Source organism: Stenotrophomonas sp. VV52 (assembly GCF_002893095.1).
Classification (GTDB): Bacteria; Pseudomonadota; Gammaproteobacteria; order Xanthomonadales; family Xanthomonadaceae; genus Stenotrophomonas; species Stenotrophomonas aracearum.
This window is the reverse complement of sequence record NZ_PKQQ01000012.1, coordinates 69,216-94,783: the sequence shown is the minus strand read 5'-3', so window position 1 is coordinate 94,783 and position 25,568 is coordinate 69,216. Positions and strand designations below refer to the sequence as shown.

At 67.3% G+C, this 25,568-nt stretch carries 21 protein-coding genes; 6 read left to right on the top strand and 15 right to left on the bottom strand.

The window, feature by feature from the left end; translation table 11 throughout:
- Positions 1 to 21: 21 nt before the first annotated feature.
- Together C2U58_RS17185 and C2U58_RS17180 are read right to left on the bottom strand one after the other, a co-directional pair.
- Positions 22 to 555, bottom strand: coding sequence for a GNAT family N-acetyltransferase (locus C2U58_RS17185; RefSeq protein WP_102946966.1), 534 nt, complete (start codon positions 553 to 555; stop codon positions 22 to 24).
- A 24-nt stretch (positions 556 to 579) separates the two neighbouring features.
- Entirely contained in the window at positions 580 to 2,556 is a 1,977-nt protein-coding gene (locus C2U58_RS17180) for a UvrD-helicase domain-containing protein (protein WP_102946965.1), read from the bottom strand.
- Positions 2,557 to 2,756: 200 nt separating this feature from the next.
- On the opposite strand from C2U58_RS17180, the gene C2U58_RS17175 reads away from it, so the two are divergent.
- Together C2U58_RS17175 and C2U58_RS17170 are read left to right on the top strand one after the other, a co-directional pair.
- Positions 2,757 to 3,386, top strand: coding sequence for a hypothetical protein (locus tag C2U58_RS17175; protein WP_253256777.1), 630 nt, complete (start codon positions 2,757 to 2,759; stop codon positions 3,384 to 3,386).
- Between the two features lie 45 nt (positions 3,387 to 3,431).
- The gene (locus C2U58_RS17170) at positions 3,432 to 4,052 is read left to right on the top strand and encodes a thymidine kinase (RefSeq protein WP_102946963.1); all 621 of its coding nucleotides are present in this window, start codon (positions 3,432 to 3,434) and stop codon (positions 4,050 to 4,052) included.
- Here the strand turns inward: C2U58_RS17170 and C2U58_RS17165 are convergent, their stop codons facing one another.
- The 6 genes from C2U58_RS17165 to C2U58_RS17140 form a co-directional block, all read right to left on the bottom strand.
- The gene (locus C2U58_RS17165; RefSeq protein WP_102946962.1) at positions 4,053 to 5,654 is read right to left on the bottom strand and encodes a glucan biosynthesis protein D; all 1,602 of its coding nucleotides are present in this window, start codon (positions 5,652 to 5,654) and stop codon (positions 4,053 to 4,055) included. It lies immediately after the preceding gene.
- A 48-nt stretch (positions 5,655 to 5,702) separates the two neighbouring features.
- Entirely contained in the window at positions 5,703 to 8,546 is a 2,844-nt protein-coding gene (locus tag C2U58_RS17160; RefSeq protein WP_102946961.1) for a serine/threonine-protein kinase, read from the bottom strand.
- Positions 8,547 to 8,624: 78 nt separating this feature from the next.
- A complete protein-coding gene (locus tag C2U58_RS17155) occupies positions 8,625 to 9,191 on the bottom strand; it encodes an ECF-type sigma factor (protein WP_070209124.1) in 567 nt (188 codons plus the stop codon).
- A gap of 63 nt (positions 9,192 to 9,254) precedes the next feature.
- A complete protein-coding gene (gene mutM, locus C2U58_RS17150; protein WP_102946960.1) occupies positions 9,255 to 10,067 on the bottom strand; it encodes a bifunctional DNA-formamidopyrimidine glycosylase/DNA-(apurinic or apyrimidinic site) lyase in 813 nt (270 codons plus the stop codon).
- Positions 10,068 to 10,086: 19 nt separating this feature from the next.
- Entirely contained in the window at positions 10,087 to 10,416 is a 330-nt protein-coding gene (locus C2U58_RS17145; protein ID WP_102946987.1) for an EF-hand domain-containing protein, read from the bottom strand.
- Between the two features lie 3 nt (positions 10,417 to 10,419).
- Positions 10,420 to 11,622 carry a fatty acid desaturase gene (locus tag C2U58_RS17140; RefSeq protein WP_102946959.1) on the bottom strand — a complete coding sequence of 401 codons (1,203 nt, stop codon included), beginning with the start codon at positions 11,620 to 11,622 and terminating at the stop codon, positions 10,420 to 10,422.
- A 148-nt stretch (positions 11,623 to 11,770) separates the two neighbouring features.
- Here C2U58_RS17140 and C2U58_RS17135 point away from each other — a divergent pair, with 148 nt between their 5' ends.
- Positions 11,771 to 12,601, top strand: coding sequence for an ATP-binding cassette domain-containing protein (locus tag C2U58_RS17135; protein WP_102946958.1), 831 nt, complete (start codon positions 11,771 to 11,773; stop codon positions 12,599 to 12,601).
- Positions 12,602 to 12,650: 49 nt separating this feature from the next.
- Here C2U58_RS17135 and C2U58_RS17130 read toward each other — a convergent pair whose 3' ends face one another.
- Both C2U58_RS17130 and C2U58_RS17125 read right to left on the bottom strand, forming a co-directional pair.
- A complete protein-coding gene (locus C2U58_RS17130) occupies positions 12,651 to 13,859 on the bottom strand; it encodes a DUF4785 domain-containing protein (protein ID WP_102946957.1) in 1,209 nt (402 codons plus the stop codon).
- 10 nt (positions 13,860 to 13,869) lie between these two features.
- Positions 13,870 to 14,751 (bottom strand): hypothetical protein, encoded by an 882-nt coding sequence (locus C2U58_RS17125; RefSeq protein WP_102946956.1) that lies wholly within the window; start codon positions 14,749 to 14,751, stop codon positions 13,870 to 13,872.
- Positions 14,752 to 15,060: 309 nt separating this feature from the next.
- On the opposite strand from C2U58_RS17125, the gene C2U58_RS17120 reads away from it, so the two are divergent.
- Positions 15,061 to 15,900, top strand: a complete 840-nt coding sequence (locus C2U58_RS17120; protein ID WP_102946955.1) for a phosphatase PAP2 family protein — start codon at positions 15,061 to 15,063, stop codon at positions 15,898 to 15,900.
- Positions 15,901 to 15,961: 61 nt separating this feature from the next.
- Here C2U58_RS17120 and C2U58_RS17115 read toward each other — a convergent pair whose 3' ends face one another.
- Positions 15,962 to 18,229, bottom strand: a complete 2,268-nt coding sequence (locus tag C2U58_RS17115) for a TonB-dependent receptor (RefSeq protein WP_102946954.1) — start codon at positions 18,227 to 18,229, stop codon at positions 15,962 to 15,964.
- Positions 18,230 to 19,614: 1,385 nt separating this feature from the next.
- Between C2U58_RS17115 and C2U58_RS17105 the strand changes: the two genes are divergently transcribed.
- Positions 19,615 to 20,613, top strand: a complete 999-nt coding sequence (locus tag C2U58_RS17105) for a patatin-like phospholipase family protein (protein WP_102946952.1) — start codon at positions 19,615 to 19,617, stop codon at positions 20,611 to 20,613.
- 9 nt (positions 20,614 to 20,622) lie between these two features.
- Here the strand turns inward: C2U58_RS17105 and C2U58_RS17100 are convergent, their stop codons facing one another.
- Positions 20,623 to 21,105, bottom strand: a complete 483-nt coding sequence (locus C2U58_RS17100) for an Lrp/AsnC family transcriptional regulator (RefSeq protein ID WP_070209188.1) — start codon at positions 21,103 to 21,105, stop codon at positions 20,623 to 20,625.
- Positions 21,106 to 21,232: 127 nt separating this feature from the next.
- Here C2U58_RS17100 and phhA point away from each other — a divergent pair, with 127 nt between their 5' ends.
- On the top strand, positions 21,233 to 22,129 hold the full coding sequence (gene phhA / locus C2U58_RS17095) for a phenylalanine 4-monooxygenase (protein WP_102946986.1): 897 nt from the start codon (positions 21,233 to 21,235) through the stop codon (positions 22,127 to 22,129).
- Between the two features lie 42 nt (positions 22,130 to 22,171).
- On the opposite strand, the gene C2U58_RS17090 is transcribed toward phhA, so the two are convergent.
- From C2U58_RS17090 to kduD, 3 genes are all read right to left on the bottom strand, one after another.
- A complete protein-coding gene (locus C2U58_RS17090) occupies positions 22,172 to 23,239 on the bottom strand; it encodes a Fic family protein (RefSeq protein WP_172448181.1) in 1,068 nt (355 codons plus the stop codon).
- A gap of 290 nt (positions 23,240 to 23,529) precedes the next feature.
- Entirely contained in the window at positions 23,530 to 24,636 is a 1,107-nt protein-coding gene (locus C2U58_RS17085; protein WP_172448180.1) for a GDSL-type esterase/lipase family protein, read from the bottom strand.
- Positions 24,637 to 24,751: 115 nt separating this feature from the next.
- Positions 24,752 to 25,507: a 2-dehydro-3-deoxy-D-gluconate 5-dehydrogenase KduD gene (gene kduD, locus C2U58_RS17080; RefSeq protein ID WP_102946950.1), complete on the bottom strand. Its 756-nt coding sequence runs from the start codon at positions 25,505 to 25,507 to the stop codon at positions 24,752 to 24,754.
- Between the last annotated feature and the right edge of the window lie 61 nt (positions 25,508 to 25,568).

The following is a 25,568-nucleotide window of genomic DNA, read 5'->3' as shown; positions in this document are numbered from 1 at the left end:
GCAGCCGGGCAGAGCCCGGCTCTACGTGAGCGGTGCCGCACCCGGCGTCGCAAACACCAATACCTGCTCATCCACCGGCGGCGGTAAGTGCAACGTACCGCGCGCCTCCATCCCCAGCTTGCGCAGCAACGCTGCCGAGCGTTCGTTGTGCGGCGCCACGATGCCGTACAGCTCCGGGTACCCCAGCACATCGCGCGCGTAATGCTGTACTCCGCGCGCCGCTTCAAGCGCGTAGCCCTGCCCTTCGTACTCCGCGCGCAGCGCGTAGCCGATATCCGGCCCAGGCAGCTCGGCACGGCGCACCAGCCCGGCATTGCCCAGCCACGCGCCATCGCTGCGGCGGATGATCGCGTACATGCCGAACCCGTTGAGCGTGTAGCTGCCCAGCACCCGCTCAGCGGTGTAGTCGCGCGCCTGCGCCAGCGTGCGCACGTTGCGGTCGGCGATGTTGCGGATGAAGCCCGGCTCGTTGAGCAGGGCCAGCATGTCGGCCGCGTCCCGATCCGGATCCATCAGGCGCAGGTGCAGGCGTTCGGTCTGTATCACGTTGGACATAGGGCTACCGTTCCAATGGGATGATCAATCAAACAACGCCTGGATCGCCGCCAACCCCGCACTCGCCCGCTCCTTCTTGCGCGCCGCATCGGCCACGGGATCGGCACCGTCGCGTTGCATTTCCTCGGCCGGAATCTCATCGAAGAACCGGCTGGGCTTGAGCCGGACGTGCTCGCCAAACTTGCGGGTCAGCTTGCTGTGACTCATCCACAACTGCACCTTGGCCCGGGTAATGCCTACGTACAGCAGCCGCCGCTCTTCCTGCAGGTTGCCTTCATCCAGGCTCACCTGGTGCGGCAGCACGCCGTCTTCGCAGCCGACGATGAACACATACGGGAATTCCAGGCCCTTGGACGCATGCAGGGTCATCATGCGCACCTGGTTGCCGCCGTCATCCTTGTCGTTGCGCGACAGCAACGCCAGCTGCGCGGCCAGGTCGGCGGTGGAGGCGCCACGCGGGCCGCCTTCGAACCACTGCGCCAGCTCTTCCAGGTTGGCCAGCCGCCGCTGGTACACCGACTCTTCCTTGCACGCGCCGCGCAGTTCGGACACCAGCCCGGAGTCCTTGACCAGCCGCCGCACCAGGTCGCCCGAGCTCAGCTTGGGCATTTCCGCGCGCAGGTCGCGCAGGATGTCGGTGAAGCGGCTCAGGCCATTGGCCGCGCGCGGCGGCAGCTGCGCCAGCGCACCGATCGCCTCGGCGGCATGCGCCATCGGCAGGTCTTTCTCCGACGCCAGCTCAGCAAGCTTGGCCAGGGTGCCGGCGCCGACTTCGCGCTTGGGCGACTGCACCGCGCGCATGAACGCGGTGTCGTCATCGGGGTTGACCAGCAGCCGCAGCCACGACAGCGTGTCCTTTACTTCCTGCCGCTCCAGGAACGCGGTGCCACCGGTGATGTGGTACGGCACGCGTACCAGCTGCAGCGCCTTTTCCAGCGGACGTGACTGGAAATTGCCGCGGAACAGGATGCAGAAGTCGCTCCACGGGACCTGTTTCGTCTGTGCGATGTACGCGATCTCGGCGGCGACTTTTTCAGCTTCGTGTTCGCTGTTGCGACATTCCCACACGCGGATGCGCTCGCCGTCGGCCTGGTCGCTCCACAGCTTCTTCAGGTGCTCGTGCGGGTTGTTGGCGATCAGCGCATTGGCCGCGCGCAGCACGCGGTTGGAACAGCGGTAGTTCTGCTCCAGCTTGATGATCTCCAGCGCGGGGTAGTCGCGCCCCATCTGCTGCAGGTTTTCCGGGTTGGCACCGCGCCATGCGTAGATTGACTGGTCGTCGTCGCCCACGCAGGTGAAGTTGCCCGCGCTGCCGGCCAGCTGCCTGAGCAGCCGGTACTGCGCGTCGTTGGTGTCCTGGCATTCGTCGACCAGCAGGTAGCCGATCCGCTCGCGCCAGGCCAGTGCGATGTCCGGGTTCTCTTCCAGCACCTGCACCGGCAGCCGGATCAGGTCGTCGAAGTCCACTGCGTTGAACGCGGTCAGGCGCAGCTGGTAGCGCTCGTAGACGCTGGCCGCTTCCTTCTCGCGGTTGCTGCGCGCGGCCTGCATCGCCTGTTCGGGCGAGAGCCCGGCGTTCTTCGCGCGCGAGATCAGGTTCTTCACGTCCTCGATGTCGTCCGGCTTGGCGCCGTACATCAGGTCTTTCACCTGCGCGGTGGAATCGTCGGCGTCGAAGATCGAAAAGCCGCGCTTGAGCCCGACCGCCGCATGTTCGATCTGCAGGAACTTCAGCCCCAGCGCATGGAAGGTGCAGATGGTCACCTCGTCCGCATCGTCGCCGCGCAGGCGCTTGGCCACGCGCTCGCGCATTTCCTTGGCGGACTTGTTGGTGAAGGTGATCGCCGCGATGCGCTTGGCCGGGTAACGCCGGCTGCCGATGAGCTGCGCGATCTTTTCCACGATCACGCGCGTCTTGCCGCTGCCGGCACCGGCCAGCACCAGCAGGGGACCTTCGCAGTGCATCACTGCCGCTTGCTGGGGGGGATTGAGACCGTGCATGCCTTCTCCGCTGGGAGGCGCATTGTACCGGGCGGGCGGCCCGGCCGGCCGGATTGACGCGGGGCCCTGCGGGGCGTATTGAAGGGGTTCTGACCGACGCAGGGAGGTGGCAGGTGAACGGACATCTGAAATATCTTCTGTGGGCAGTGGTTGCGGTAATGGCCGTATCGCCCGTAGTTGCGCAGCCCCAGATGGCGGACATGCGCGCCCGGGAAGTACTGAGCAGCGACGCCTTCCTGGTCAGTCACCCGGACATGCGCTACCGGCAGTTGGGGCACCGGGCCCAGGCCGAGGGACGGATGGAACAGGCCCGCAGCTACTACCAGCTTGCGGCCCGGTATGCAGACAAGCTGTCGCAGGCAGCCTTGGCGGAGATGTGGTGGAAAGGCCAGGGAGGCCCGACCGACCGTGCCATGGCCTACATCTGGATGGACCTCGCCGCCGAACGCGGCACGCCGTACCTGCTGTACCAGCGCGAACGGTACTGGGCCGAACTGGATGCGGCCGACCGTGCGCGGGCGGTCAATGAAGGCGGGGCCGTCTATGCCGAGTACGGGGACCCTTCGTCCAAGCCCCGCCTGGAACGCGAGCTCCGCACCGGGCTGAAGCGGGTGAGCGGCAGCCGTACCGGCAGCGTGGCCAGGATGGAAATGATGGTCCGCGACCCCCGCGGCGCCCGCAAGGTGGATGCCGATGCGTTCTACCAGGCCGAATACTGGGAACCGACGAAGTACTGGGAATGGAAGACCGCCGAGTTGAAACGCATCGGGCACGTCAAGGGCACGGTCGATGTCGGACCGGCCACCCGGGTGGCCCGACCAGCTGACTGAGCGGCCATCCGCCTGCGCCGGTCACGGAGCAGATAAAATCGTCCGATGGCCAAGCTCTATTTCTACTATTCGGCGATGAACGCCGGCAAGACCACCACGCTGCTGCAGTCGGCGCACAACTATCGCGAACGCGGCATGCGCGTGGCGATCCTGACCCCGCGCCTGGACGACCGCGCCGGGCGCGGCGTGGTGGCCTCGCGGATCGGCCTGAAGGCCGACGGCGTGGCCTTCGACCGCGAAACCGACCTGGAGCGGCTGATCCGCGACGACCTGGCGGCCCACGGGCCGCTGGGGTGCGTGCTGGTGGACGAAGCGCAGTTCCTGAGCCGCAGCCAGGTCTGGCAGCTCAGCGAGGTGGTCGACCAGCTGCGCATCCCGGTGCTCTGCTACGGGTTGCGCACCGACTTCCGCGGCGAGCTGTTCGAAGGCAGCCAGTACCTGCTGGCCTGGGCCGACGAGATGCAGGAGATCAAGACCATCTGCCACAGCGGCAAGAAGGCCACCATGACCGTGCGCGTGGACGAACACGGCCACGCCGTGCAGGACGGCCCGCAGGTGGAGATCGGCGGCAACGAACGCTACGTGTCGGTCAGCCGCGCTGAGTTCAAGAAGATCACGCGCGGCGAGAGCAGGATCGAACCCGCCCAATCCCAACTGCCGTTGTAATCAGTACAACGTGCGTTCCGGCGCACCGGCCGGCGGCGGGTTGTATTGGTACAGCCAGGTTTCGGTCAGCGTTTTTCCATCGCTGCGGAGGTACAGGCGGATGTCGATCTGGTCGGTGCTTTCATCGGGCGGCACCAGGTCGAACATGGCACGGTAGCCTTTGATTTCCCGCAGCGGGCGGGCTGAGACGATCTCGGTCGTGCCGCGGCTGGTCTGGACGACCGCTTCGACTTCGCCCTTGTCGATCAGGGACGCCAGTTCCCCGCCCTGGAAATCGACCGCGAAACGCCACGAGAAGTGCTCGCGCTTCTTGCCGATCACGCCGCCCAAGCCGGTGCGGGTGGCCACGGCCTGGGCCAGCGGCGGGCGTGCCGGCGGCTCGGCACCCCAGTACAGTCGGTAGCCGATCAGCATTTCCTGGCCCGGCTGCGGCTTCGCTTCCGGGTTCCAGAACGCCACGATGTTGTCGAAGGTCTCGTCCACGGTGGGAATCTCCACCAGCTGCACCGAGCCCTTGCCCCACTGCCCCTTCGGCTCCACCCACAGGCACGGGCGCTTCTCGTAGAACACGCCGTCGTCCTGGTAATGGTCGAAGTTGCGGTCGCGCTGCAGCAGGCCGAACCCGCGCGGGTTGTTGTCCACGAACATGTTGAAGCGCAGCTGGCGCGGGTTGGACAGCGGCCGCCAGATCCATTCGCCGGCGCCGGTCCACATCGACAGGCCGTCGGTGTCATGGATCTCCGGACGCCAGTCCCAGGCCATGCGGCGGTCGTTCTCGCCCACCTGGTACATGCTGGTGCACGGCGCGATGCCCAGGCGCTCGATCGCCTTACGCGGGTACAGCGCCACGTCCACGTCCATCAGCAGCACGTCGCCGTTGGTGATCGCGAAGCGATACGCGCCGGCCACGCTGGGCGAGTCCAGCAGCGCGTACACCACCAGGGTGTTGGAGTCCTTGGCCGGCTGCTCGAGGAAGTAGGCGATGAAGTCCGGGAATTCCTCCGGGCGGTCCATGCCGGTGTCGATCGCCAAGCCGCGCGCCGACTGGCCGTACTGGCCTTCCCTGCCCACTGCGCGGAAGTAGCTGGCGCCCAGGAACGCGGCGAAGTCGCGGTCGGTGTCCTCGCGGGTGTTGAGGCGGAACCCCGCAAAGCCCAGGTCGGCCGGCAGGTGGCCGTTCTTCAGGCCGCTGCTGCCGTAGTCGAACGCGGCCGGGTCATAGGCCAGTTCCTGCGCCTTGCCGTCGACCACGTCGAACATGCGCACCGGCGAATGGAAATACAGGCCCAGGTGGAAGAACTTCGCCTGGAATCGCCCGGGCTGGTCCGCCCACAGTGCGTGGTCCTGGCGGTAGCGGATCGACTGGTACTGGTCCCAGTCCAGCGCCTCCAGCGGCCCCGGCAGGGTGCGCCGGTGGGTCTTGTAGGCGGCCTCGGACAGCGCGCGCGCCTGGCCCTTGAGGATGGCGAAGTCGAACGGCTGCGGCTCGCCGAGCCGGCGCAGCCCTACCTGGCTGCCCTGTGCGGCGCAGGCCGGCAGCGCGGGGAAACCAATGGCCGCCAGGGCCAGGGAAGCGTTGCGGATGAAGTCGCGTCGTTGCATGCAGGCAGCGATGGCAGGAAAGGGCCGGCCATCATAGGCATGCCCGCGTTAATTCGCCGCTGTGGCGCGCGATTGCCGTTCAGGCTGGCAGGCCTGCAGGACCTGGTCGATCTGACGCGGCACGTAGCCGCCCTGCGGGCGCTGCTGGCGCACCTCGCCCTGCAGCCGCAGCAGCGCCTGCCGCCCGCGCACCGGCGTCTGAACGCAATCCAGCTGGGCCAGGCTTGCGCGGGCCAGCCAGCGCAGCTGCAGGCTGCGCGGGTCGGTCGCTTCGCCCAGGGTCAGCGGCTGCAGCACGCGCTGCGCCTCCACCGGCTGGTCCATGCGCACCAGGTTTCGGCCCCAGGCCAGCTGCACCGCCTGCTGCTGAAGGCGTGCGTCCGGTCCGCCCCGCGCGGACTGGCGCATCAGCGTCGCCAAGCGGTCGCCCGCCTGCCACGGGTCGACGTGTTCGCCGATGATCTCCGCCATCCGGCGGTCGGCGCGCTGCACGTCCGGGTCGTCATCGCCGCGCTGCGCCGCCTGCCACTGGCGGCCTTCGTGCAGCGCGGCCAGCGCGTCCTGCCAGCGGCCGGTCTCGGCCAACGCGCTGCCGTAGTCGTACAGGCCCTGCGGCAGCAGTCCGATGCAGTCCGGTTGCCGCCAGATCGCCACCGCCCGCGCGAACGCGTCCACCGCACCGGTGCTGTCGCCGCGCTCCAGCGCCAGTCGGCCCAGCGCATGCCAGGTCAGGCCGGTGTCGCGGTGTCGTTCGCCCAGCGCCTTGCGGGTCAGCCGGTGTACGTCCTGCAGGTCCTGCCCGGCCTCGGCCAGCTCGCCCTGCTGCAGGGCCAGGGTGGCGCGCAGGCGACGGATGCTCAACGTTTCCGGGTGGTCGGCGCCGTACAACGCCACCGCGTCGGCCCAGGCCGTGCGCAGGGCCTGTTCGGCCCCGTCCAGGTCGCCCTGTGCGGCCAGTGTTTCGCCCAGGTGGCGGCGCAGCGTGACCAGCTGCGGGTGGCGATCGGTACTGCGGTTCTGCAGCAGCTGCAGCGCCTGGCGATAGCCGGCCAGGGCGGCCGGGGCGTTGCCGTCGTCGTAGTCGAGCGCGGCCAGGTCGGCCAGGCTCTCGGCGGTGCCGGTGGCGTCGTGGATGCCGTCGCGGCGCAGGGTCAGCGCCAGCTGGAAGGCGTCCCGCGCCTCGTCGCGGTACCCCAGCAGCTGCTGGCAGCGGCCGAGCTGTGCATGGAACTCGGCCACCAGCGAGGGCAACGCCTGGCGTTGTTCTTCCGCCAGCGTCTGCATCGGCAGCAGGTGGGCCACGCACTCGCGCGAGCGACCCAGCATGCGCAGTGCGCGGCCGCGCTGGGTCACTGCTTCCAGCTGCAGTCCCGGCGGCACGTCCTTGACCCGCTCCAGCAGCGCGCGCTGGCGGTCCAGGGTTTCCAGCGCCAGCGCGTAATCGCCCATGCCGATCCGCAGCCGCCCGATCACCCCTTCCAGGTCGGCCAGCGGCAGCGGCTGGTCGGCCAGCTCGGCCTCGCCCCGCTGCTGCCCGGTGGCCAGCAGCTGGCGCACGTCGAAACTGCCGTGGCGCACGCTGGCAGCGCGGTCGAACAGGCCGATGGTGAAGTCCTGCATGGCCTGCGCGCGCGCGATCTCGCGCCGCGCCTGCTGCATCTGCCACAGCGCCAGTGCCGCCAGCGCGATCAGGGCCAGCACCGCGACCAGCGCCAACGCCACGCCCCAGCGATGCCGGCCCAGGTACTTGCGCAGGCGGTACAGCGAGCGCTGCGGGCGCGCCTGGATCGGGCGGCCTTCAAGGAAGCGCTGCAGGTCCTGGGCCAACGCCTCCACCGAGGCATAGCGTTGCGCGGGATCCTTCTGCAGCGCCTTGAGCAGCACCGTGTCGAGGTCGCCGCGCAGGCGCCGGGCCAGCCGCCGCGTGGCCGGCGTGATGCCGGCTTCGCTGCCGTCGCCGCGCAGCAGCATGCTGGAGGCACGCGGCGCATCCACTTCCAGGATCGAACGTTCCCACTCGGCATCGCTGTGCCGGCGCAACCGATACGGCTTGCGGCCGGTGATCACCTCGAACAGCACCACGCCCAGCGAGTACACATCGGTCAGCGTGGTCACCGGCTCGCCGCGCACCTGCTCGGGCGCGGCGTAATGCAGGGTGAACGCGCGCGCTTCTGTCGGCGGGTGCGCGGCGTTGGCAGGCAGTTCGTCGCCGGCCAGCAGCTTGGCGATGCCGAAGTCCAGCAGCTTCACTTCGCCCTCGGCGGTGACCAGGATGTTGGACGGTTTGAGATCGCGATGCACGATCAGGTTGGCATGCGCATGGCTGACCACCGCGCACACCTGCAGCATCAACTGCAGGCGACGTTCCAGCGGCAGCTGCAGGCGCTGGCAGTAGTCGGTGATCGGCTCGCCTTCCACGTAGGCCAGCGCGAGATACGGCTGGCCCTGCAGGTCCACCCCGGCGTCCAGCAGCTGCGCCAGGTGCGGGTGCTGCAGGCGCGCCAGGATCTCGCGTTCGCGGCTGAAGCGCTGGCGCAGCCCGGGGTCGGCATAGCCGCTGCGCAGCAGCTTCAACGCCACCTGGCGCTGGTACAGCCCATCGGCGCGTTCGGCCAGCCATACCTCGCCCATGCCGCCTTCGCCGAGCTGGCGCAGCAGCTGGTACGGACCGACATGGGTGCCGGCGCGGCTTTCTTCGGGCGCGGCCGTCCACAGCGGCTGGGCCATGAAGTCCTGGCTTTCGTGCTCATGCGCGAGCAGCCGTTCCAGGTCGTCGGCCAGCGTGGCGTCGGCCGCACGCAGCTGCGCCAGGCGCGCGCTGCGCTGGTCGTGGGGCATTTCCAGCAACTGATCCAGCAGCGAAGACAGCTGCCGCCAGCGCACTGCGTCCATGGTCCCTTCCCCGGGCGCTGCGTTACCTCTGAGCCGAACCGCCCGCGCCACCGCGCGGGGCCCTGACCGCCGCCGTGCTCAGTCCTCGCGGACCGAGGCCAGCAGGAACATCCGTGCCTTCTGCCAGTCGCGCCGGATGCTGCGCTCCGAGCGCTGGCACAGGTCCGCGATTTCCTGTTCGGACAGCCCGGCGAAGTAGCGCAGTTCCACCACCTTGGCCAGGTGGTTGTCCACCGCCTGCAGCCGCGCCAGCGCCACGTCCAGCGCCAGCAGGTCTTCGTCCAGGCGCACGCCGCTGCTGCTGTTCTCGGGAATTTCCGCCACCCGCTTGAGGTCGCCGCCGCGCTTGCGCGCCAGCCGGTTGCGCGCGTAATCCACCACCACGCTGCGCATCGCCGAGGCCGCATAGGCGAAGAAATGCGCGCGGTCCTCGAAGCGCGCCGCACCGCGTGCCCCGAGCAGTTTCAGGTAGGACTCGTGTACCAGCGAGGTCGCATCCAGCGTGCGCCCCTGCTGCCCCGCCAGTTGGCGCCGGGCCATGCTGTGCAGTTCCTGGTACAGCAGGGTCAGCACCCGATCCAGCGAGGCGCGGTCGCCCGCGCGGGCCGAATCGAGCCATACGGTGATATCCGGGCTATCGTCCATCGCACACCCCGCCGGTGACGTTTGCCCGACTATAACGCCCGTTGGTGCCGCGCGCGCTACGCCTCAGCGTTGGCAGTACCCACACCAGACGCTGGCGCGCTGGCCGATGGTGGCGTGGCGCAGGGGCCGGCCGCATTGTCGGCAGGGTTCGCCTTCACGCCCGTACACCAGCAGTTCCTGCTCGAAATAGCCGGGCGCGCCGTCCGGATTGATGAAGTCGCGCAGGGTGGTGCCGCCACGGGTGATGGCGTGGCCCAGGATCTGCTTCACCGCCGTGGCCAGCCGTTGGTAGCGCTCACGCGAGATCTTCCCGGCCTCGCGCAGCGGGTTGATGCCGGCCATGAACAGGCTTTCGGCCGCATAGATGTTGCCGACCCCGACCACGATCGCCTGGTCCATCAGGAAGGTCTTCACCGAGGCGCTACGGCCGCGGCTGCGCTGGAACAGGTAGTCGCCGTCGAAGGCGTCGTCCAGCGGCTCCGGGCCCAACCCGGCCAGCAGCGGGTGGGTGTCGCCGGCCGGCTGCCACAGCAGGCTGCCGAACCGGCGCGGGTCGTTGAAGCGCAGCAGGCGGCCGTTGTCCAGGCTGATGTCGACATGGTCATGCGCGCGGACCGGGGTGTCTCCCGGTAGTACGCGCAGGCTGCCGGACATTCCCAGGTGCAGCACCGCGCTGCCGATGGCGGTGTCCAGCAGCAGGTACTTGGCCCGCCGGCGCACGCCTTTGATCGCCTGGCCGGGCAGCAGCGCGCCGATCTCATCGGGAATCGGCCAGCGCAGGTCCGGCCGGCGCAGGATCACCCCGTGCACGCGGCGGCCTTCCAGGTGCGGCGCGAGGCCACGGCGGGTGGTTTCTACTTCGGGAAGTTCGGGCATTACAACGGGGGTCCTATGTTCAACGCGGCGGCGCGGAGAGTTCCTTCGCGCTCAGGAACCCGTCGCCGTTGGCGTCCTGCTTGTGGAAGCGTTCGACGATGGTCTGGCGCTGCTGCTCGCGGGTAATCGGCCTGCCCTTGCCACCGGGCAGCTCGTCGGCGCTGAGCACGCCGTCGCCGTTGCGGTCCATGCGGTCGAAGGCGTACAGCATCCACTGCACGTACTCCTCCACGCTCACCTTGCCGTCGCCGTCAGCGTCCATGCGCTGCAGGTAGGTGCCGGTGTCGGTGACCTGGGCCTGCGCGGCGGCGGCAAGCACCAGCAGCGTTGCACAGGAAAAGCGGCGCACCACTCAGTGCGCCGTCAACGCATAGCCCTTCAGGCGCGCCGCGTAGTTCTGCAGCGCGGCGATGCCGCTGGCTTCGGCCTCGTGGCACCAGGCCTGCAGCAGCTTGAGCCGTTCGGCGGCGTCGTTGCCACGGGCTTCGAGCAGGGCCGAGAGGCGGGCGCGGTGTTCGACCAGCACGCGGATGCGCGGGCGCTGTTCGACCCAGCTGCTCAGTTCGGCGCGGCAGTCCGGCTTGAGCCAGCGGCCGTCGTTGACCAGGCCACGGCGCATGCGACGCGGCAGCAGCTGGCGCAGCTTGGCACCGGCCATGGCCGCTTCTTCGCGCAGGGCCGGTACGAACACATTGCGCTGGTAGTCGGTCATCGCCTGGAAGCGGTGCGAGAGCAGCGCCTTCAGGGTTTCGGCATCGGGCACGGCGATGTTCGGGCGCACGTCCATGCTCGGCGCAACGCGCAGCACCTTGGCCAGGCGCAGGGCCTGCAGGCCACGGATGGCAGCCCAGCCGATGTCGAACTCCCAGCGGCGCATCGAGAAGCGCGCCGAGCTGGGGAAGGCATGGTGGTTGTTGTGCAGTTCTTCGCCACCGATCCAGAACGCCCACGGGGTGAGGTTGGTGGAGGTGTCGGCCGACTCGAAGTTGCGGTAGCCCCACCAGTGGCCCAGGCCGTTGACCACGCCGGCCGCCCAGAACGGGATCCACGCCATCTGGATCGCCCACAGCGCGATGCCGGGCAGGCCGAACAGCACCAGGTTCACCGCGAACAGCGCGACCGGGCCCAGGTTGGCGTGCGGGGTATACAGGTGGCGCTCGATCCAGTCTTCCGGTGCGCCGCGGCCGTACTGCTCGATGTCCGCGCGCATGCCGCGCGCTTCGCGGTACAGCTCCACGCCGCGCCAGAACACCGTGCCGATGCCCTTGGTGACCGGGCTGTGCGGGTCTTCCTCGGTTTCCACCTTGGCGTGGTGCTTGCGGTGGATGGCCACCCACTCCTTGGTGATCATGGAGGTGGTGAGCCAGGTCCAGAAGCGGAAGAAGTGCGCGATGGCCGGGTGGAAGTCCACGCCGCGATGCGCCTGGCTGCGGTGCAGGTACAGGGTCACGGCGAAGATGGTGAGCTGGGTGAACACCAGCAGCACCAGCCCCATGCCCCACCAGCCGAGGCCGACGACGCCGCCGGTCAGGAAGTTGAGGAGGACGTCGGGCATCGCAGGACTCCGGGCCGGATCGGCCAGCAGGGAAACAGGGCAGTTCCCGCCATGATGGGGCCAGACGTTGCAAACTTCATCCGTCTGGTGCCATTTTTGCGTAGTCATTCAGTTGTTTTCCCCCTTCGTGAGCATTGCCCCCGCATTCATGACCGTTGCTACCCCTCCGTCGGCCGCGTTGGCCGCCGCTCCCCTGATCGAACTCGACCGGGCCTGCGTCATCCGCGGCCAGGTCCGGGTGCTGCACGACCTCAGCCTGCGCATCGCGCAGGGCCAGCACACCGCGCTGCTGGGGCCCAATGGCTGCGGCAAGTCCTCTTTCATCAAGCTCATCACCCGCGAGCTGTATCCGCTGGCGCATGCCGACGGCACCGTGGCGGTGCGGGTGCTGGGCCAGAACCGCTGGCAGGTGGACCGGCTGCGCTCGCAGCTGGGCATCGTCACCGGCGACCTGAGCAGCAACCTGTCGGACATGCCCGGGCTGACCGTGGAGGAAGCGGTGCTGTCGGGCTTCTTCGCCAGCTTCGTGGTGCCGGCGTTCCGCGAGGTCACCGACGACATGCGCGCCCGGGTGCGTGAAACCCTGGCCCTGACCGGCGCACTGCCGCTGCTGCAGCGGGGCTACGCCGAGCTTTCGGCCGGGGAGACCCGCCGCGTGCTGATCGCGCGGGCGCTGGTCAACCGCCCGCAGGCGCTGCTGCTGGACGAGCCCTCCACCGGGCTGGACCTGGTGGCCCGCCAGCACCTGATCGCCACCATGCGCACGCTGGCCGCGCAGGGCATCACCCTGGTGCTGGTGACCCATCACATCGAAGAAGTGATTCCGGAAATCGAACGCGTGGTGCTGCTGCGCGGTGGGCGGATTGCGGCCGATGGAACGCGCGGGGAGCTGCTGCGCGACGGTCCCTTGTCTGAAGTGTTTGGCGGGCCGATCCAGGTGGTGGAGCACGACGGGCGGTTGACCGCGTTCGCGGGGTAGAGCCCTTTTACCGGTAGAGCCACGCCCTGCGTGGCTCCCCGGAAATCCATCAGAACCTGACCGCCACCGCCCGGCTCTCGATCGGCGCCATCCGGCCCTGGTCCTGCAGCTGCAGGTCGCGCAGCTCGAACGGCGCGGCATAGCCGCTGGGCAAGGCCACGCTGTCGAAGGCCAGTACCAGCTCACCGCCTCCGACGCTCTCGAACCACGCCGCACTGTGCGCCTGCGCCACCGGCCGCAGCACGCCCCCCGGCCCGGTGGCGTACAGCGTGCCGCGCGCCTCGTACCGACCCGGCGCGCCGATCTGCAGCGGCAGCCGCACCTGACGCTGGGCCGCATCCACCTCGGCCTGGCCACTGAAGCGCGCGGTCGGCCGGGCCACCGCGAACGCCACCTTTGCGTCACGCTGCACGCCCTGCGCGGTCACGAAGGCCTGCAGTTCCCACAGGCCCTGCGCCTGCCCGATGTCCTCGGGAATCGTCACCTGCGCACGCAGCCCGTCCTTGCCGGCGACCAGCGGTACCGGCCAGCTGCGACCGTCCGGCGCCACCAGCAGGGCTTCGCCCGCCGCCGGCAGCACCCGCGCCACCGAGCGGCCTGCCGCCAACGCGGTGCTGCCGCCATCGTTCTGGAGGCGGGCGCTGAGCGCGATGCGCCCTCCGGCCAGCACCTGCTGACGGTCGGCCTGCAGCTGCAATGCGATCGGGCTGTTGGGTTCCAGCACCTGCACCACATAGCGACCCTGTGCCTGCGGCGCCTGCAGTCGGTAGCTGCCCACTGCGATGCTGGCGCCGGTGCGGGCCATTGCGCTGCCCTCGTTGACGCCCATGCCAGCGGCACGCAGCTGCTGGGTGTCGACCACCGTGTCCAGCGCCTGCGCACCGTTGGGGTCGCGCACCTGCAGCTGTTCCACTTCCAGCGGGCGCGCACCCTGCACCGGGCTGACCTGGATCACCGCATCCGGTGCGGTCAGCGGCAGCTCGAGGCCGCGCTGCAGGCTGGAGGCGTCCACGGTGTCCCAGTAGCTGCGGCTCAATGCGGTGAACGGCGCCGGCGCGGTCAGCGCCTGGTTGGGGTCCAGCGCCCAGGCGAACTGCACCGGGGCGCGCTCGATGATGGCGTCGGGCATTGGCGCGCGTTCCACCGTCGGCGCCACCGCGTCGGTCGCGCGTGCGGTCTGCAACGGTTGTGCGGCCTGCGAAGGCAGTGCGAACACCGCAGCGGCCACGGCCATGGCCAGGCTCAGTCGTGAAGTCATGGCGTGCTCCTCAAAGGGTCAGGTCGGTGCGCAGGATCGCGCCGAGGCCGAAGCATTCGCGACGGCTCTGGTTGTGGCTCAGCGGCTCGGCGCCCTTGGTGCGCGCCTTGTCGGTGAACAGCACGCTGCCCGCCGCCTTCTGGCTGCTGCATTCCAGGAAGCCGTCCGAACAGCTGTTGAGCCAGTTCTGGGTGAGCTCCAGCCCCACGTTCTGCGCATAGCCACCGCAGTAGCTGTTGCTGTCCCACACCGCCGACTCCACGTCGGAGCCGACCACCGCGCGGAACGGTCGGGGCAGTGCCGGCCGACCGGCAGTGCCGTACAGGTTCTGCGCGTTGTAGGTGGCCATCCAGCCCACCTGCTGCATGCGCACCGCATCGTTCTGGTAACCCAGCAGCCAGCCCACCGAGGCCTCGAAAGCGTTGCCGTTGAGCACCGCGTCGGCCAGCGGCGTACCGGCCGACGACGGTGCCAGCGCGGTGACCTTGCTGATGGTCTGGATCAGCTTCGGGTAGCGGCTGTCGTAGGTGGGGTTGGAGAGGATCCAGCGCACCACGTTGCCACCGTTGGAGTGGGTGATCACCACCAGCTTGGTGATGCCGCGCGTATTGATGAACGTGGTGAGCTGCCCGGCCAGGCAACCGGCTGCCTCGGGCTTCCACATGTACTGCTCGAAATCGCAGTTGACCACGGTGTAATTGGCGCTGTTGGGCAACCCCTGGCGCACCGTGTCGATGATGCCCGGCTGCCAGTAGTCGGCGCGCGCATCGGTCTGCTTGCCGGTGCCGTGCACGAACGCCACGCCCAGCACATCGGCGGCGTGGGCGCTGGCGCTTGCCAGCATGAGTCCCAGGGCGAGGCCGATGCCCTTCCCCACTGCAGTGGTTTGCATTCTTTCGTCTCCGTTTGGGCAGCGGGGCAGAGCCCCGCTCTACCGGTGGTGGTTCCCCCTGATTGCTGGCGCCCTGTGCATTGGTTCCATTGATCGGGAACGGGCAGACAAGTGATGGCGCCGATGCAGAAGCTATGTCGGGCGACGATTGCAGTCCGTGACCCAGTCGCGGGTTCGTAGCATTTGAAACGAATCCCACTGCTGCGGCGCAGCGCGCCGTGCCGGGTCTGGCGGCATGACCTGCGGCGGCTGGCAGGCGGGCTGGAAGCTGCGATCATGCCGGCTTCACGCGCACGTCGAGACCCGCCCATGCCTGCTGCCACCGCCCTCCTCCGTCCCCTGCTGACCACCGCCCTGCTGGCGGTTCTGGCGGGCTGCGCCTCGGCGCCGGCCCCGGCCACGCCGGTGGAGGCCACGGTGGTGACCAAGGCAGTGGGCTACCTTGCCGCCGATGCCGTGCCGGCCAGCCTGGCGCTGGTGCCGGCGCCGCCGGTGGCGGGGTCGGCCGGATTTGCGTTGGATGAGCAGGTCAGCCGCGAGGCCCGCGCGCTGCGCGGCAGCCCGCGCTGGGAGCAGGCGCACCGCGACGCCGAACTGGGCTTCCCGGAAGGCGCCAACCAGTTCAGCTGCGCGATCGGGCTGGATGTGGATGCAGGGAAGACCCCGGCGCTGTACCGCCTGCTCGAGCGCAGCCGGATCGACGCCAGCGCTGCCACGCGCGCGGCCAAGCACCAGTACCAGCGCTCACGCCCGTTCATGGTCAATGGCGAACCGACCTGCACGCCGGACGATGAGGACGGCCTGCGCAAGAACGGCTCCTACCCCTCCGGCCATACCTCGATCGGCTGGGCCTGGGCGTTGATCCTCTCGGAAATCGTGCCCGAGCGTGCCGATGCGATCCAGGCACGCGGCCGCAATTACGGCGAAAGCCGGCTGGTGTGCAACGTGCACTGGCAGAGCGACATCCTGGAAGGCCGGTTCATGGGTGCGGCGGCGGTGGCGCGGCTGCATGACAACGCCGCGTTCCAGAGTGACCTGCTGGCCGCCCGCAAGGAAATCGCGGCGGCACGGAAAGCTGGCGTGGGTTCAAGCCGCGACTGCGCGGCCGAAGAGAGCGTGCTGAAGATCAGGCCCGCCAGCGCGCTGTGACGTAAACAAGAACGGCGCGGATCTCTCCGCGCCGTTCTCGTTTCATCCGATCACACCGCGATCAGAACTTCGCGGTGAACTCCACGCCAAACGTACGCGGCTCGTTGAGGAAGCCGGTCAGGTTGTTGAAGTCGATCGCGCCGACCACGCGGGTCTGGTTGGTCAGGTTGCGGCCGAACACCGCCACGTCGTACTGGCCGTATTCCCAGTTGTAGCCCAGGCGCAGGCCGCCTTCCAGCGACGAGCGGCTGCGGAATTCCGGCGACTCGTACAGGAAGAAGTTCACCGGGCTGCGGTAGGCCCAGTCGGTGTACACATACAGTTCGCTGGCGTCGCTGAGCGGGAAGCCGGCGCGCAGGGTCATGTTGTGGATCCACTTCGGCGCCTGCGGCAGCGGGTTGCCGTTGACCAGCGCGTAGGTGCCGCCGTTGATCACCGTGGTCGGGTCGGTGATGGTGCAGCCCCCACCGCAGATCGCCACCGCCAGGTCGCGGTCCTTGATCTCGGTGTCGTTGTAGCTGCTGCCCAGGGTCAACAGCACGTGGTCGGTCAGGTAGGCCTCGAAGTCCAGCTCCGCGCCCTGGCCGATGGTCTTGTCGGCGTTGAGCAGGGTGGCGGTGTTGTTGCTGCCGCCCACCGCGATCAACTGCTGGCCATCGACGTTGTAACGGAAGATGTTGAAGCCCAGGCGCGCGCGACGGTCGAACAGGTCGGCCTTGACGCCCACTTCGTACGAAATCACCTTCTCCGAGTCGGCCTGCGACACGCCACCGAAGGCCAGGCGGCCCTGGATGGACGGGGCGCGGAAGCCCTTGGCCACGCGTGCGTAGGTGTTGACGTTGTCGGTGATCTGGTAGACACCGCTCAGGTCCCAGCTCACGTCATCGACATCGGTATTGGCGATGTACGGACCGCTTACCGGCGTGCCACCCGGCACGGCCTGCAGCACGCTGGCGGTGAAGTCCTTCTTGTCCTGCGTATAGCGCACGCCGCCACGCAGCTTGAACTTGTCGGTGACGTCGAAGTCGCCGGAGGCGAACGCCGCCCAGGCCTTGTTGCGCTGGCTCTGCACGGCGTGGCCGGTCTGCGGGTTGCCCGGGGTCAGCGAGTCGTAGTTGAAGCTGTCGATGGTGACGTCTTCATCGAAGTAGAACACGCCGGCCTGCCAGTCGAAGCGGCCCCACTCGTTGGATTCCACGCGGAATTCCTGGGTCCACTGGCGGTGGTGCGGCAGGCCGTCGGCCGACTCGGACGGGAACGGAATGAAGCCCGGGCCGTAGTTGCCGGCACCCAGGAAGCTGGCGCCGTAGCCGCCGTCGATATCGCCATGGTTGAGCGACTCGGCGGTTTCATAGCCGGTGATCGAGTGCAGGGTCACGCTGCCCAGGTTCCACTGCAGGCGTGCGCTGCCGCCCCAGGTTTCCAGTTCCGAGAAGTTCTGCCCGTCCTTGGACACCTTGTCGCGGTCGAAATCTTCCACCAGCGCATTGCTGCCCGGCTGGATGATGTTGGCGCGGAACAGGCGCGCGGTGCCGTTGAGCTTGCGCTTGTGCAGGTTGAACAGCGCTTCGAACTCGTCGCCTTCGTACAGGAACTGCACGCGGCCAGCGGCTTCGTCATAGCCTTCAAAGCCCTCGGCCGGGGCGTTCGGGCGGGTGTTGTCGACGTAGTTGTCGCGGCGCTGGTACAGCGCCGACACGCGTGCGGACCAGCGGTCGGTCAGCGGACCACCGTAGGCGGCCTGGGTGTTCCAGGTGTCGTAGGTGCCGTAGGAGACCTTCACGTACCCATCGGCATCCTGCGAGGGACGGGCCGAGTCGAACTTGACCACGCCGGCCGGGGTGTTGCGCCCGAACAGGGTGCCCTGCGGGCCGCGCAGCACTTCCACGCCGGCCAGGTCGAACAGCGGGAAGCCCTTGAGCAGCGGGCTTTCCTGCACCACGTCGTCATACACCAGCGACACCGGCTGCGAGGCATTCAGATCGAAATCGGTATTGCCCAGGCCGCGGATGTAGAAGCGCGGGAAGGCACGACCGTAGGACGATTCGATGTTCAGGCTCGGCACGCGCGCCGACAGGAAGCGGATGTCGTCACCGGCCGAACCGAGTACGTCGAGCTTCTCGCCCTGGATGGCGGAGATCGACACCGGCACGTCCTTGGCGTTTTCCACACGGCGCTGCGCCGTGACCTGCAGGGTATCGAGCGCGACCGGATCCTTGGTGGCGGGGGCATCCTGGGCTGCGGCCGTCAATGGCAGCAGTGCGGCAAGAGCAAGAACGAGGGGGTGCACGGACGGAGTACGGCCGTGGGCAGTGCGGTTCGAGAACATGGCGATTAGGCTGTGTTGGGAGGGGTGGTGGACCGGCGCTACCAGACAATTGTTGCAGTACAACAACAGCGTCGCAAATGCGGGTCATTGATTACCAAGATCCGGGGCCGGAAATGTAAAACCGGATGCGGACCAAACTGAATGTCTTCAGGTAGTGACCAGCACTTATCTCCCTCGTGCGGCATCTGCCACCAGGGTTACTGGCACTGCTGCTGAGCTGCCATCATTCGCGGGATACGGACAGGGTACGCGCAGTGTTGTTGCCGAGGTAGCCAACGACGACATCGCGCTTCCCCGCGGAACAACTCCAGCAGTCTGACTCCGCAGCCTCGCAAACGACCGTTTTCAGCGGTGCTTCCCCACCCTTGGACCCGTCAGGTGCAACGTGGATCATGATCGAACGGTGCGGCAGTACCTGCTCCCGGAGTCAACCGGTGCTACAACCCGGCGGAAAATATCAAGGGCGTAGCGATGAACTCCCGAATAAAGCGGGGCGAGATCCATGAATGTCTTTTTGGAAGGTACAGGCCGCTGCTTGATGCAGAAGGCGCTCCCGTCCTGAGAGATGACAGTGGCAGAACCGAGTTCACGAGGACTGAGTTCCAAGGTCCGATTCCCTATGAGATCCAGAAGCCGCGGCCCGTGGTGATCCTTGGCGACCACAAAGGCCAGTATCTGGTAGTTCCCATCAGCACCACGCAGGACTGTCACAGCAACCCGCGAAAAGCGGGCGAAGCAAGAGGGCTGCACGTCCGCTTGGCGCGGTCGGATCTACCTGGTCTCGCCCGGTACGGAGACGCCGCGACCTGCTGGGCCAAATCCAACATGATCCAGACGGTAGACCGCAATCGCCTCAGACCGCTGAATCGACGCGGTTCGCCGCCGCCCAGGGTTTCGGAGGACTGCTTGGCTTCCATCCAGCGGGCAGTGATCAGGGCAATTGGCTGCCAAGGTCTTCTGGACTCTTTGAACGTAGTGTCGCAAACAGGCCGTAAAGATAGGCCTGCTCCTCGACCGTTGGAACCCGATGAAGCGTCTTCAACATATTGATATTAAATAGTTTTTTAGAATGTTGGCCGACGCATCCGTCCTTGCACAGCATGATCGAAGGATCTAGACTTCAGTCGTTGGCCGAAAGGCACACGCAGTACATTTGGCCGAAAGGCACCGAGAGGCCCGCGAAAGCGGGCCTCTTTTTTACCCAGGCCCCAGGACGGGCGAAGGCTCAATTCGTAGTGACACGCCACGCGTGTCCCCGTCTGACCCTGCCAACGCCGCAATCCACCCCGCGCCCGGCTAAACGACATTGCCCGGTTGCCGGCCGACGGCCGGCACTACCGGTATGCTGGCGACCTTCAAGGTCCCCATTCACTTATCTGCTGCCCATGACTGCCTTCCGCCGCACCCGCCTGACGTTGTCCGTTGCCCTGCTCGGCCTGCTGGCCGGCTGCGGTGGTGAGAACACCCGCCCTGTCCCGGTCACCCCGGTGGTGGTGCCGGCCGCGCAGGCCAAGCCGGTGAAGATCGGCATTGCGCTCGGCGGCGGCGCGGCCAAGGGCTTCGCCCACATCGGCGTGATCAAGATGCTGGAAGCCAACGGCTTCGAGCCGGTGGTCGTTTCCGGCACCAGCGCCGGCAGCGTGGTCGGTGCGCTGTACGCCAGCGGCATGGACGCGTTCCAGATGCAGTCCAAGGCCGTCGCACTGGATGAAGCCAGCATCCGCGACGTGCGCCTGTTCTCCGGTGGGCTGGTGCAGGGCCAGAAGCTGCAGGACTACGTCAACGCGCAGGTCGACAACCGCCCAGCGGAGAAACTGAAGAAGCCGTTCGCCGCCGTGGCCACCAACCTGGACACCGGCGACCGCGCGGTGTTCGTGCGCGGCAACGTCGGCCAGGCCGTACGCGCCTCCAGCAGCATTCCCGGCGTGTTCGAGCCGGTAAAGATCGGCAGCAACATGTTCGTGGATGGTGGCGTGGTCAGCCCGGTGCCGGTGGACGCCGCGCGCCAGCTGGGCGCCGACTTCGTGATTGCCGTGGACATCTCCAGCAAGGCCAGCGGCAAGGCGCCGACCGGCATGCTGGGCATCGTCAACCAGTCCATCTCGATCATGGGCCAGCGCCTGGGCGAACAGGAACTGGCACGTGCGGACATCATCATCCGGCCCAAGGTGCTGGACATCGGCGCGGCCGATTTCAGCCAGCGCAACAACGCGATCCTGGAAGGCGAGAAGGCCGCGATGGCCGCGATGCCGCAGATCCGCACCAAGATCCAGCAGCTGCAGCGCGCGCGCGCCGCGGCGATTGCACCGCCGCCGCCCGCACCGAAGTGCGAGGAACCCTCGCGCGTTGGCAAGCTGATGGGGCGCAAGGAGAAGTGCGCGTAACGCGCCGCATCACTCCAGCTGCGACAACGGCAGCGCCCGGAAATCCTTCACCGTGCGCAGCACGAAACTGGAGTTCACGTCGGCCACCCCGGCCGCGTTGAGCAGCTTGTCCAGCAGGAAGCTGGAGAAGTGCTCCAGGTCGCGCACGTAGATGTGCAGCAGGTAGTCCATGTCGCCGGTGAGCGCATGGCAGGCCACCACCTCATCCCACTCCACCACGCTCTCGGCGAACACCCCGATGGCGTGCTGGTCGTGCTTCTCCAGCTGCACGCGCACGAATGCCTGCAGGCCCAGGCCGATCCGCCGGGGCTCCAGGCGCGCGCCGTAACCGGCGATCACCCCTTCGGTTTCCAGCCGCTGGACCCGCCGCAGGCAGGCCGACGGGGACAGGTTCACCCGCGCCGCCAGTTCGGCGTTGGTGGCGCGGCCGTGTTGCTGGATCTCCGCCAGGAGACGCAGATCCGTGCGGTCGAACTGGTTATCCCCGGACATTGCTGCTCCGCAACATTGAATGGACGCAACGATATTGCGCCACGTCGGCATATCCGTGCAACTTTGCAAGCCTCTTGCGCGTCCCCTGCCCTAGCATCAACGGATGACCTTCCAGGAGTCCTCCGTGATGGAAACCGCCACCGCCCCGCGCCGCGTCGAACACCAGCAGACCGACAAGGGCTACGTGCCGGTGTACACCACCGCCGTGGTGGAACAACCGTGGGAGAGCTACAGCGCCGACGACCACGCCACCTGGAGCACCCTGTACCAGCGCCAGCGTGAGCTGCTCGAGGGCCGTGCCAGCCGGGAGTTCCTGCAGGCGCAGGACGAGATGGGCATGAACGCGCACATGATTCCGCGCTTCGACCAGCTCAACGAAGTGCTGGGCGCCGCCACCGGCTGGACCCTGGTAGGCGTTGAAGGCCTGCTGCCGGAACTGGATTTCTTCGACCACCTGGCCAACCGCCGCTTCCCGGTGACCTGGTGGATCCGCCGTCCCGACCAGATCGACTACATCGCCGAACCGGACATGTTCCACGACCTGTTCGGCCACGTACCGCTGCTGATGAACCCGGTGTTCGCCGACTACATGGCCGCCTACGGCCGTGGCGGCGTCAAAGCCCACGCCATCGGCCCCGAAGCGCTGCAGCACCTCACCCGCCTGTACTGGTACACGGTGGAGTTCGGCCTGATCAACACGCCGGAAGGCCTGCGCATCTACGGGGCCGGCATCGTCTCGTCCAAGGGCGAGTCGCTGTACTCGCTGGAATCGGCCGCGCCGAACCGGATCGGGTTCGACCTGGAGCGGATCATGCGCACCAAGTACCGCATCGATACGTTCCAGAAGACCTACTTCGTCATCGACAGCTACGAGCAGTTGATGGAGGCCACTTCGCCGGACTTCACGCCGATCTATGCGGCGCTGGAAGCGCAGGAGCACCTGCCAGCCGGTGACGTGCAGGACGGCGACCGCGTGTTCCAGAAGGGCACCGGTGAGGGCTGGGCGGACGGCGGCGACGTCTGATTCGCGCGTATCGGGGTAGAGCCGGGCTCTGCCCGGCTTGCCTCACCAAGCGCGTATTTTCGGCGGCGCAGGCAACTGGTTGAGCCGATCAAGTACCGCCTTCGCATGGTAGGTTCGCCCCCACTTGCGCTCGTCCCCCTGTACCAGCACGCCTTCTTTCTCCAGCGCATAGATGCCGGTCAGGGCAGAGCGCTCCGAAACGCCCAGCAACGCAGCAACCTGCGACGCGGTCACCACAGGATGCCCGATGAGCAGGCTGGGAAGGCGATGGGCGACCGAGTCACGGCGGTAGCCCTGCATCTGTTCGGCCCACTTTTTCGCCAACGTGGTCATATCGTCGGCAATCGATATCGCGTCGTTTGCCGATTCCACGATCGCCTTGCACACCATGTCCATCCAAGGTGCCCAGTTGCCCTTGATCTGCACCTGGTTGAGCGCGTCGTAGTACGCATCCTTGCTGCGCAGCAGTGCACCGGACAGGTACAGAGGCGGATAGCCCTCGGCGGCGAGGATCAGCGGCATCAACAATCTGCCGGTTCGACCATTGCCATCCTTGTAGGGATGGATCGTTTCGAACTGCGCATGCGCGATGGCCAGCTGCGCTATCACGATCAACTCGCCCTGCTCTTCTTCTTGCCGTTCGTACTGAAGCATTGAGCGCTCCAGTTCCTGCATGGCCGCTTCAATCCTGTCCGGCGGGGAAGGAATGAAACGCGCATCTTCCGGCCGGCTGCCAAGCGCGGCGATGATGGCCTGTTCCTTTCGATAGACGCCTTTAGGGAAATCGTCGGGAGCGTCCCGCATCAGCATTGCGTGCAGCTGGTTGACCAGCTCGAGGTTCAGCGCGGCCCTGCCGCCTTCCCTGACCGCGTTCAAGCCATGCTGAAGCGCTTGGACATATCGCTCGGTCACCAGTACATCGACTGGCAGGCCGTCCATGCCCAACGTGGCTTCATAGACGAGCAGCTGATCCAGGTCGGTCTGGGTGCCTTCGATCTGGGAGCTCTGTACCGCCTCCCGGCGCGCCAGCGTCCGTGTCACCAACTCAGGCGCGGGCCAATGCCGCATGGCATCGCCAAGCCGGTCAAGGGCTGAGTTTGCATTGGCCATCAGGCTGAATGACGCTGAGTGCCCAGCTGGGAGCCGCCGAGGTGTTGGCGGGGGGCTCATTGCCAGCAGATTGGGGCGCCCCTCCACCGGGGTGAGGTAGGCCCGAAGGGGCCCTGCAATGTCTTCTCTGCGCATTCTGGACCCCGGAACCGGGAAGGTGGTCGGCTGCTAACCTTCAAAAGCCTCTCACGCTTTTGAAGGTTAGGCAACTAAACTTCAAAATTCTGCGTAGGTTTTGAAGGTTAGCGGTAGGTCCAGAGGTACCCCCGGGGCTCTGCCCGGCCGTGGCCTTACCGCGGATACGCAAGCAGCACCACCAGATCCTGCTCCCCGCGCTGCTGCAGCGCATGCAGACTGCCCACCCGGGTCAGCAGCGCATCGCCGGCGGCGACGTCGTACTGCTTGCCATCCAGCACGTAGCTGCCCTGCCCGCTCACGATGTAATAGATCTCGTCCTTGTGCTGCGGGTGCAGGCCGATGCCCGCGCCCTTGTGCAGCACGCGCTTGCGCAGCACGAACGGCAGGTCTTTGTCCTCGGCGAAGAACGGATACGCCGTGGTCGGGCCGGCCCCGCCATGCGGGCCAGGCTGGCTGATCGCGATGTCACGCTCATGCACCACGCGCGACGGCTTGGCCGGGTCGCTTCCCTGCCCTGCGGGCTGGCTCACGTCGCAGTCGATGTCGCGCTTCAGGGCCGGTTTCAGTTCGGGCTTCAGGACCAGCCAGTCACGCACCACCAGGCACGCCACCGCATTCGCGCCGGCCGCACTGAAATGGGTGCCGTCGGCCTTGTTCTGCTCGGGTACGAACATGAAGTACGGCTTGGCGCCCTGCTCGCCCAGTTCGCGGATCCAGCGCGTGGAACTGGCATTGAGGTCGATCAACGGCACCTGCTCCCGCGCGGCCAGCTGTTTCACCGCCTGGGTGTACAGCCCGTGCGTGTCCAGCAGCGAACCGAAGTCATACAGCAGCCGCGCCACCGGCGTGATAAGCACCGGCGTAGCGCGCTTGTCGCGAGCCAGCTGCACGTACCGCATCAGGTACTGCGGGTAGGCGGTGTCCGGGTCGTCGTAACGCGTGGGATCTTCGAACTTGGCGTCGTTGTGGCCGAACTGGATCAGCAGTACGTCGCCGGGCTGGATGTCGGCGGCAATGGCGTCGAGCCGCTTTTCCTCGATGAAGCTGCGCGCACTGCGCCCGGCCTTGGCGTGGTTGCGTACTTCCCACTGCGCGGGATCCAGATAGCTTGGAAGTGCCTGGCCCCAGCCGGTCAGCGGTGCACGTTCCGGCCCGTATTCGGCGGCAGTGGAATCACCGGCAATGAAAATGCGGTGCGGCGCGGCGTGTGCGCTGGTGGCCAGCAGGAACAGACACAGCAACAACGAAGAACGCAGCATGGTCGTGCCCCGTAGCGCCGGGCTCTGCCCGGCGATCGCATGATGTCAGGGTGCGTGGGCCGGGCAGAGCCCGGCGCTACGCGGTTGGTACCGACCGTTGGTCGGTACCGAAGCATTATCTCGCCAACCAGCCACCGTCTACCGGAATGACCGACCCGTTGACGTAATCCGACGCACTCGACGCCAGGAACACCGCCGTACCGGCCAGATCTTCCGGCGTACCCCAACGCCCGGCCGGAATGCGGTCGAGGATGGACTTGTTGCGGTCCTCATCGGCGCGCAGCGCGGCGGTGTTGTCGGTGGCCATGTAACCCGGGGCGATCGCGTTGACGTTGATGCCCTTGCTGGCCCACTCATTGGCCAGCAGGCGGGTGATGCCGGCGATACCGCTCTTGCTCGCGGTGTACGACGGCACGCGGATGCCGCCCTGGAACGACAGCATCGAGGCGATGTTGATGATCTTGCCGCGGCCCTGCGCGATGAAATGACGACCGGCCGCCTGCGAGATGAAGAACGCAGACTTGATGTTGACGTTCATCACGTCGTCCCAGTCCTGCTCGCTGAAGTCCACCGCATCGGCACGACGGATCAGGCCGGCGTTGTTGACCAGGATATCCAGCCCGCCCAGCCCTTCCACGGTTTCGCGGATCACCCGCTCCACCGGCTCGATGCTGATCAGGTTCGCTTCCACCGCCAGGCAGCGGCGGCCCAGCGAGGTGATCTTTGCGATGGTCTCGGTGGGCGGCGCGATGCCGGCGACTGCGACGTCGGCGCCGGCCTGCGCAAGCGCGACGGCGATGCCCTGCCCCAGGCCGGTGTTGCCACCGGTGACCAGGGCGATCTTGCCTTCCAGACTGAACGGATTAGCCATTACGGGTAGTTCCTTATCCAATGCGGGACGCGCGCCGCCTGCGTGCTGCAGACGGCGCGGT

Bases quoted from the DNA above. Each gene is read 5' to 3' on its own strand.
- C2U58_RS17185 (WP_102946966.1), bottom strand. From the start codon at position 555: ATGTCCAACGTGATACAGACCGAACGCCTGCACCTGCGCCTGATGGAT.
- C2U58_RS17180 (WP_102946965.1), bottom strand. From the start codon at position 2,556: ATGCACGGTCTCAATCCCCCCCAGCAAGCGGCAGTGATGCACTGCGAA.
- C2U58_RS17175 (WP_253256777.1), top strand. From the start codon at position 2,757: ATGCGCGCCCGGGAAGTACTGAGCAGCGACGCCTTCCTGGTCAGTCAC.
- C2U58_RS17170 (WP_102946963.1), top strand. From the start codon at position 3,432: ATGGCCAAGCTCTATTTCTACTATTCGGCGATGAACGCCGGCAAGACC.
- C2U58_RS17165 (WP_102946962.1), bottom strand. From the start codon at position 5,654: ATGCAACGACGCGACTTCATCCGCAACGCTTCCCTGGCCCTGGCGGCC.
- C2U58_RS17160 (WP_102946961.1), bottom strand. From the start codon at position 8,546: ATGGACGCAGTGCGCTGGCGGCAGCTGTCTTCGCTGCTGGATCAGTTG.
- C2U58_RS17155 (WP_070209124.1), bottom strand. From the start codon at position 9,191: ATGGACGATAGCCCGGATATCACCGTATGGCTCGATTCGGCCCGCGCG.
- mutM (WP_102946960.1), bottom strand. From the start codon at position 10,067: ATGCCCGAACTTCCCGAAGTAGAAACCACCCGCCGTGGCCTCGCGCCG.
- C2U58_RS17140 (WP_102946959.1), bottom strand. From the start codon at position 11,622: ATGCCCGACGTCCTCCTCAACTTCCTGACCGGCGGCGTCGTCGGCCTC.
- C2U58_RS17135 (WP_102946958.1), top strand. From the start codon at position 11,771: ATGACCGTTGCTACCCCTCCGTCGGCCGCGTTGGCCGCCGCTCCCCTG.
- C2U58_RS17130 (WP_102946957.1), bottom strand. From the start codon at position 13,859: ATGACTTCACGACTGAGCCTGGCCATGGCCGTGGCCGCTGCGGTGTTC.
- C2U58_RS17125 (WP_102946956.1), bottom strand. From the start codon at position 14,751: ATGCAAACCACTGCAGTGGGGAAGGGCATCGGCCTCGCCCTGGGACTC.
- C2U58_RS17120 (WP_102946955.1), top strand. From the start codon at position 15,061: ATGCCTGCTGCCACCGCCCTCCTCCGTCCCCTGCTGACCACCGCCCTG.
- C2U58_RS17115 (WP_102946954.1), bottom strand. From the start codon at position 18,229: ATGTTCTCGAACCGCACTGCCCACGGCCGTACTCCGTCCGTGCACCCC.
- C2U58_RS17105 (WP_102946952.1), top strand. From the start codon at position 19,615: ATGACTGCCTTCCGCCGCACCCGCCTGACGTTGTCCGTTGCCCTGCTC.
- C2U58_RS17100 (WP_070209188.1), bottom strand. From the start codon at position 21,105: ATGTCCGGGGATAACCAGTTCGACCGCACGGATCTGCGTCTCCTGGCG.
- phhA (WP_102946986.1), top strand. From the start codon at position 21,233: ATGGAAACCGCCACCGCCCCGCGCCGCGTCGAACACCAGCAGACCGAC.
- C2U58_RS17090 (WP_172448181.1), bottom strand. From the start codon at position 23,239: ATGGCCAATGCAAACTCAGCCCTTGACCGGCTTGGCGATGCCATGCGG.
- C2U58_RS17085 (WP_172448180.1), bottom strand. From the start codon at position 24,636: ATGCTGCGTTCTTCGTTGTTGCTGTGTCTGTTCCTGCTGGCCACCAGC.
- kduD (WP_102946950.1), bottom strand. From the start codon at position 25,507: ATGGCTAATCCGTTCAGTCTGGAAGGCAAGATCGCCCTGGTCACCGGT.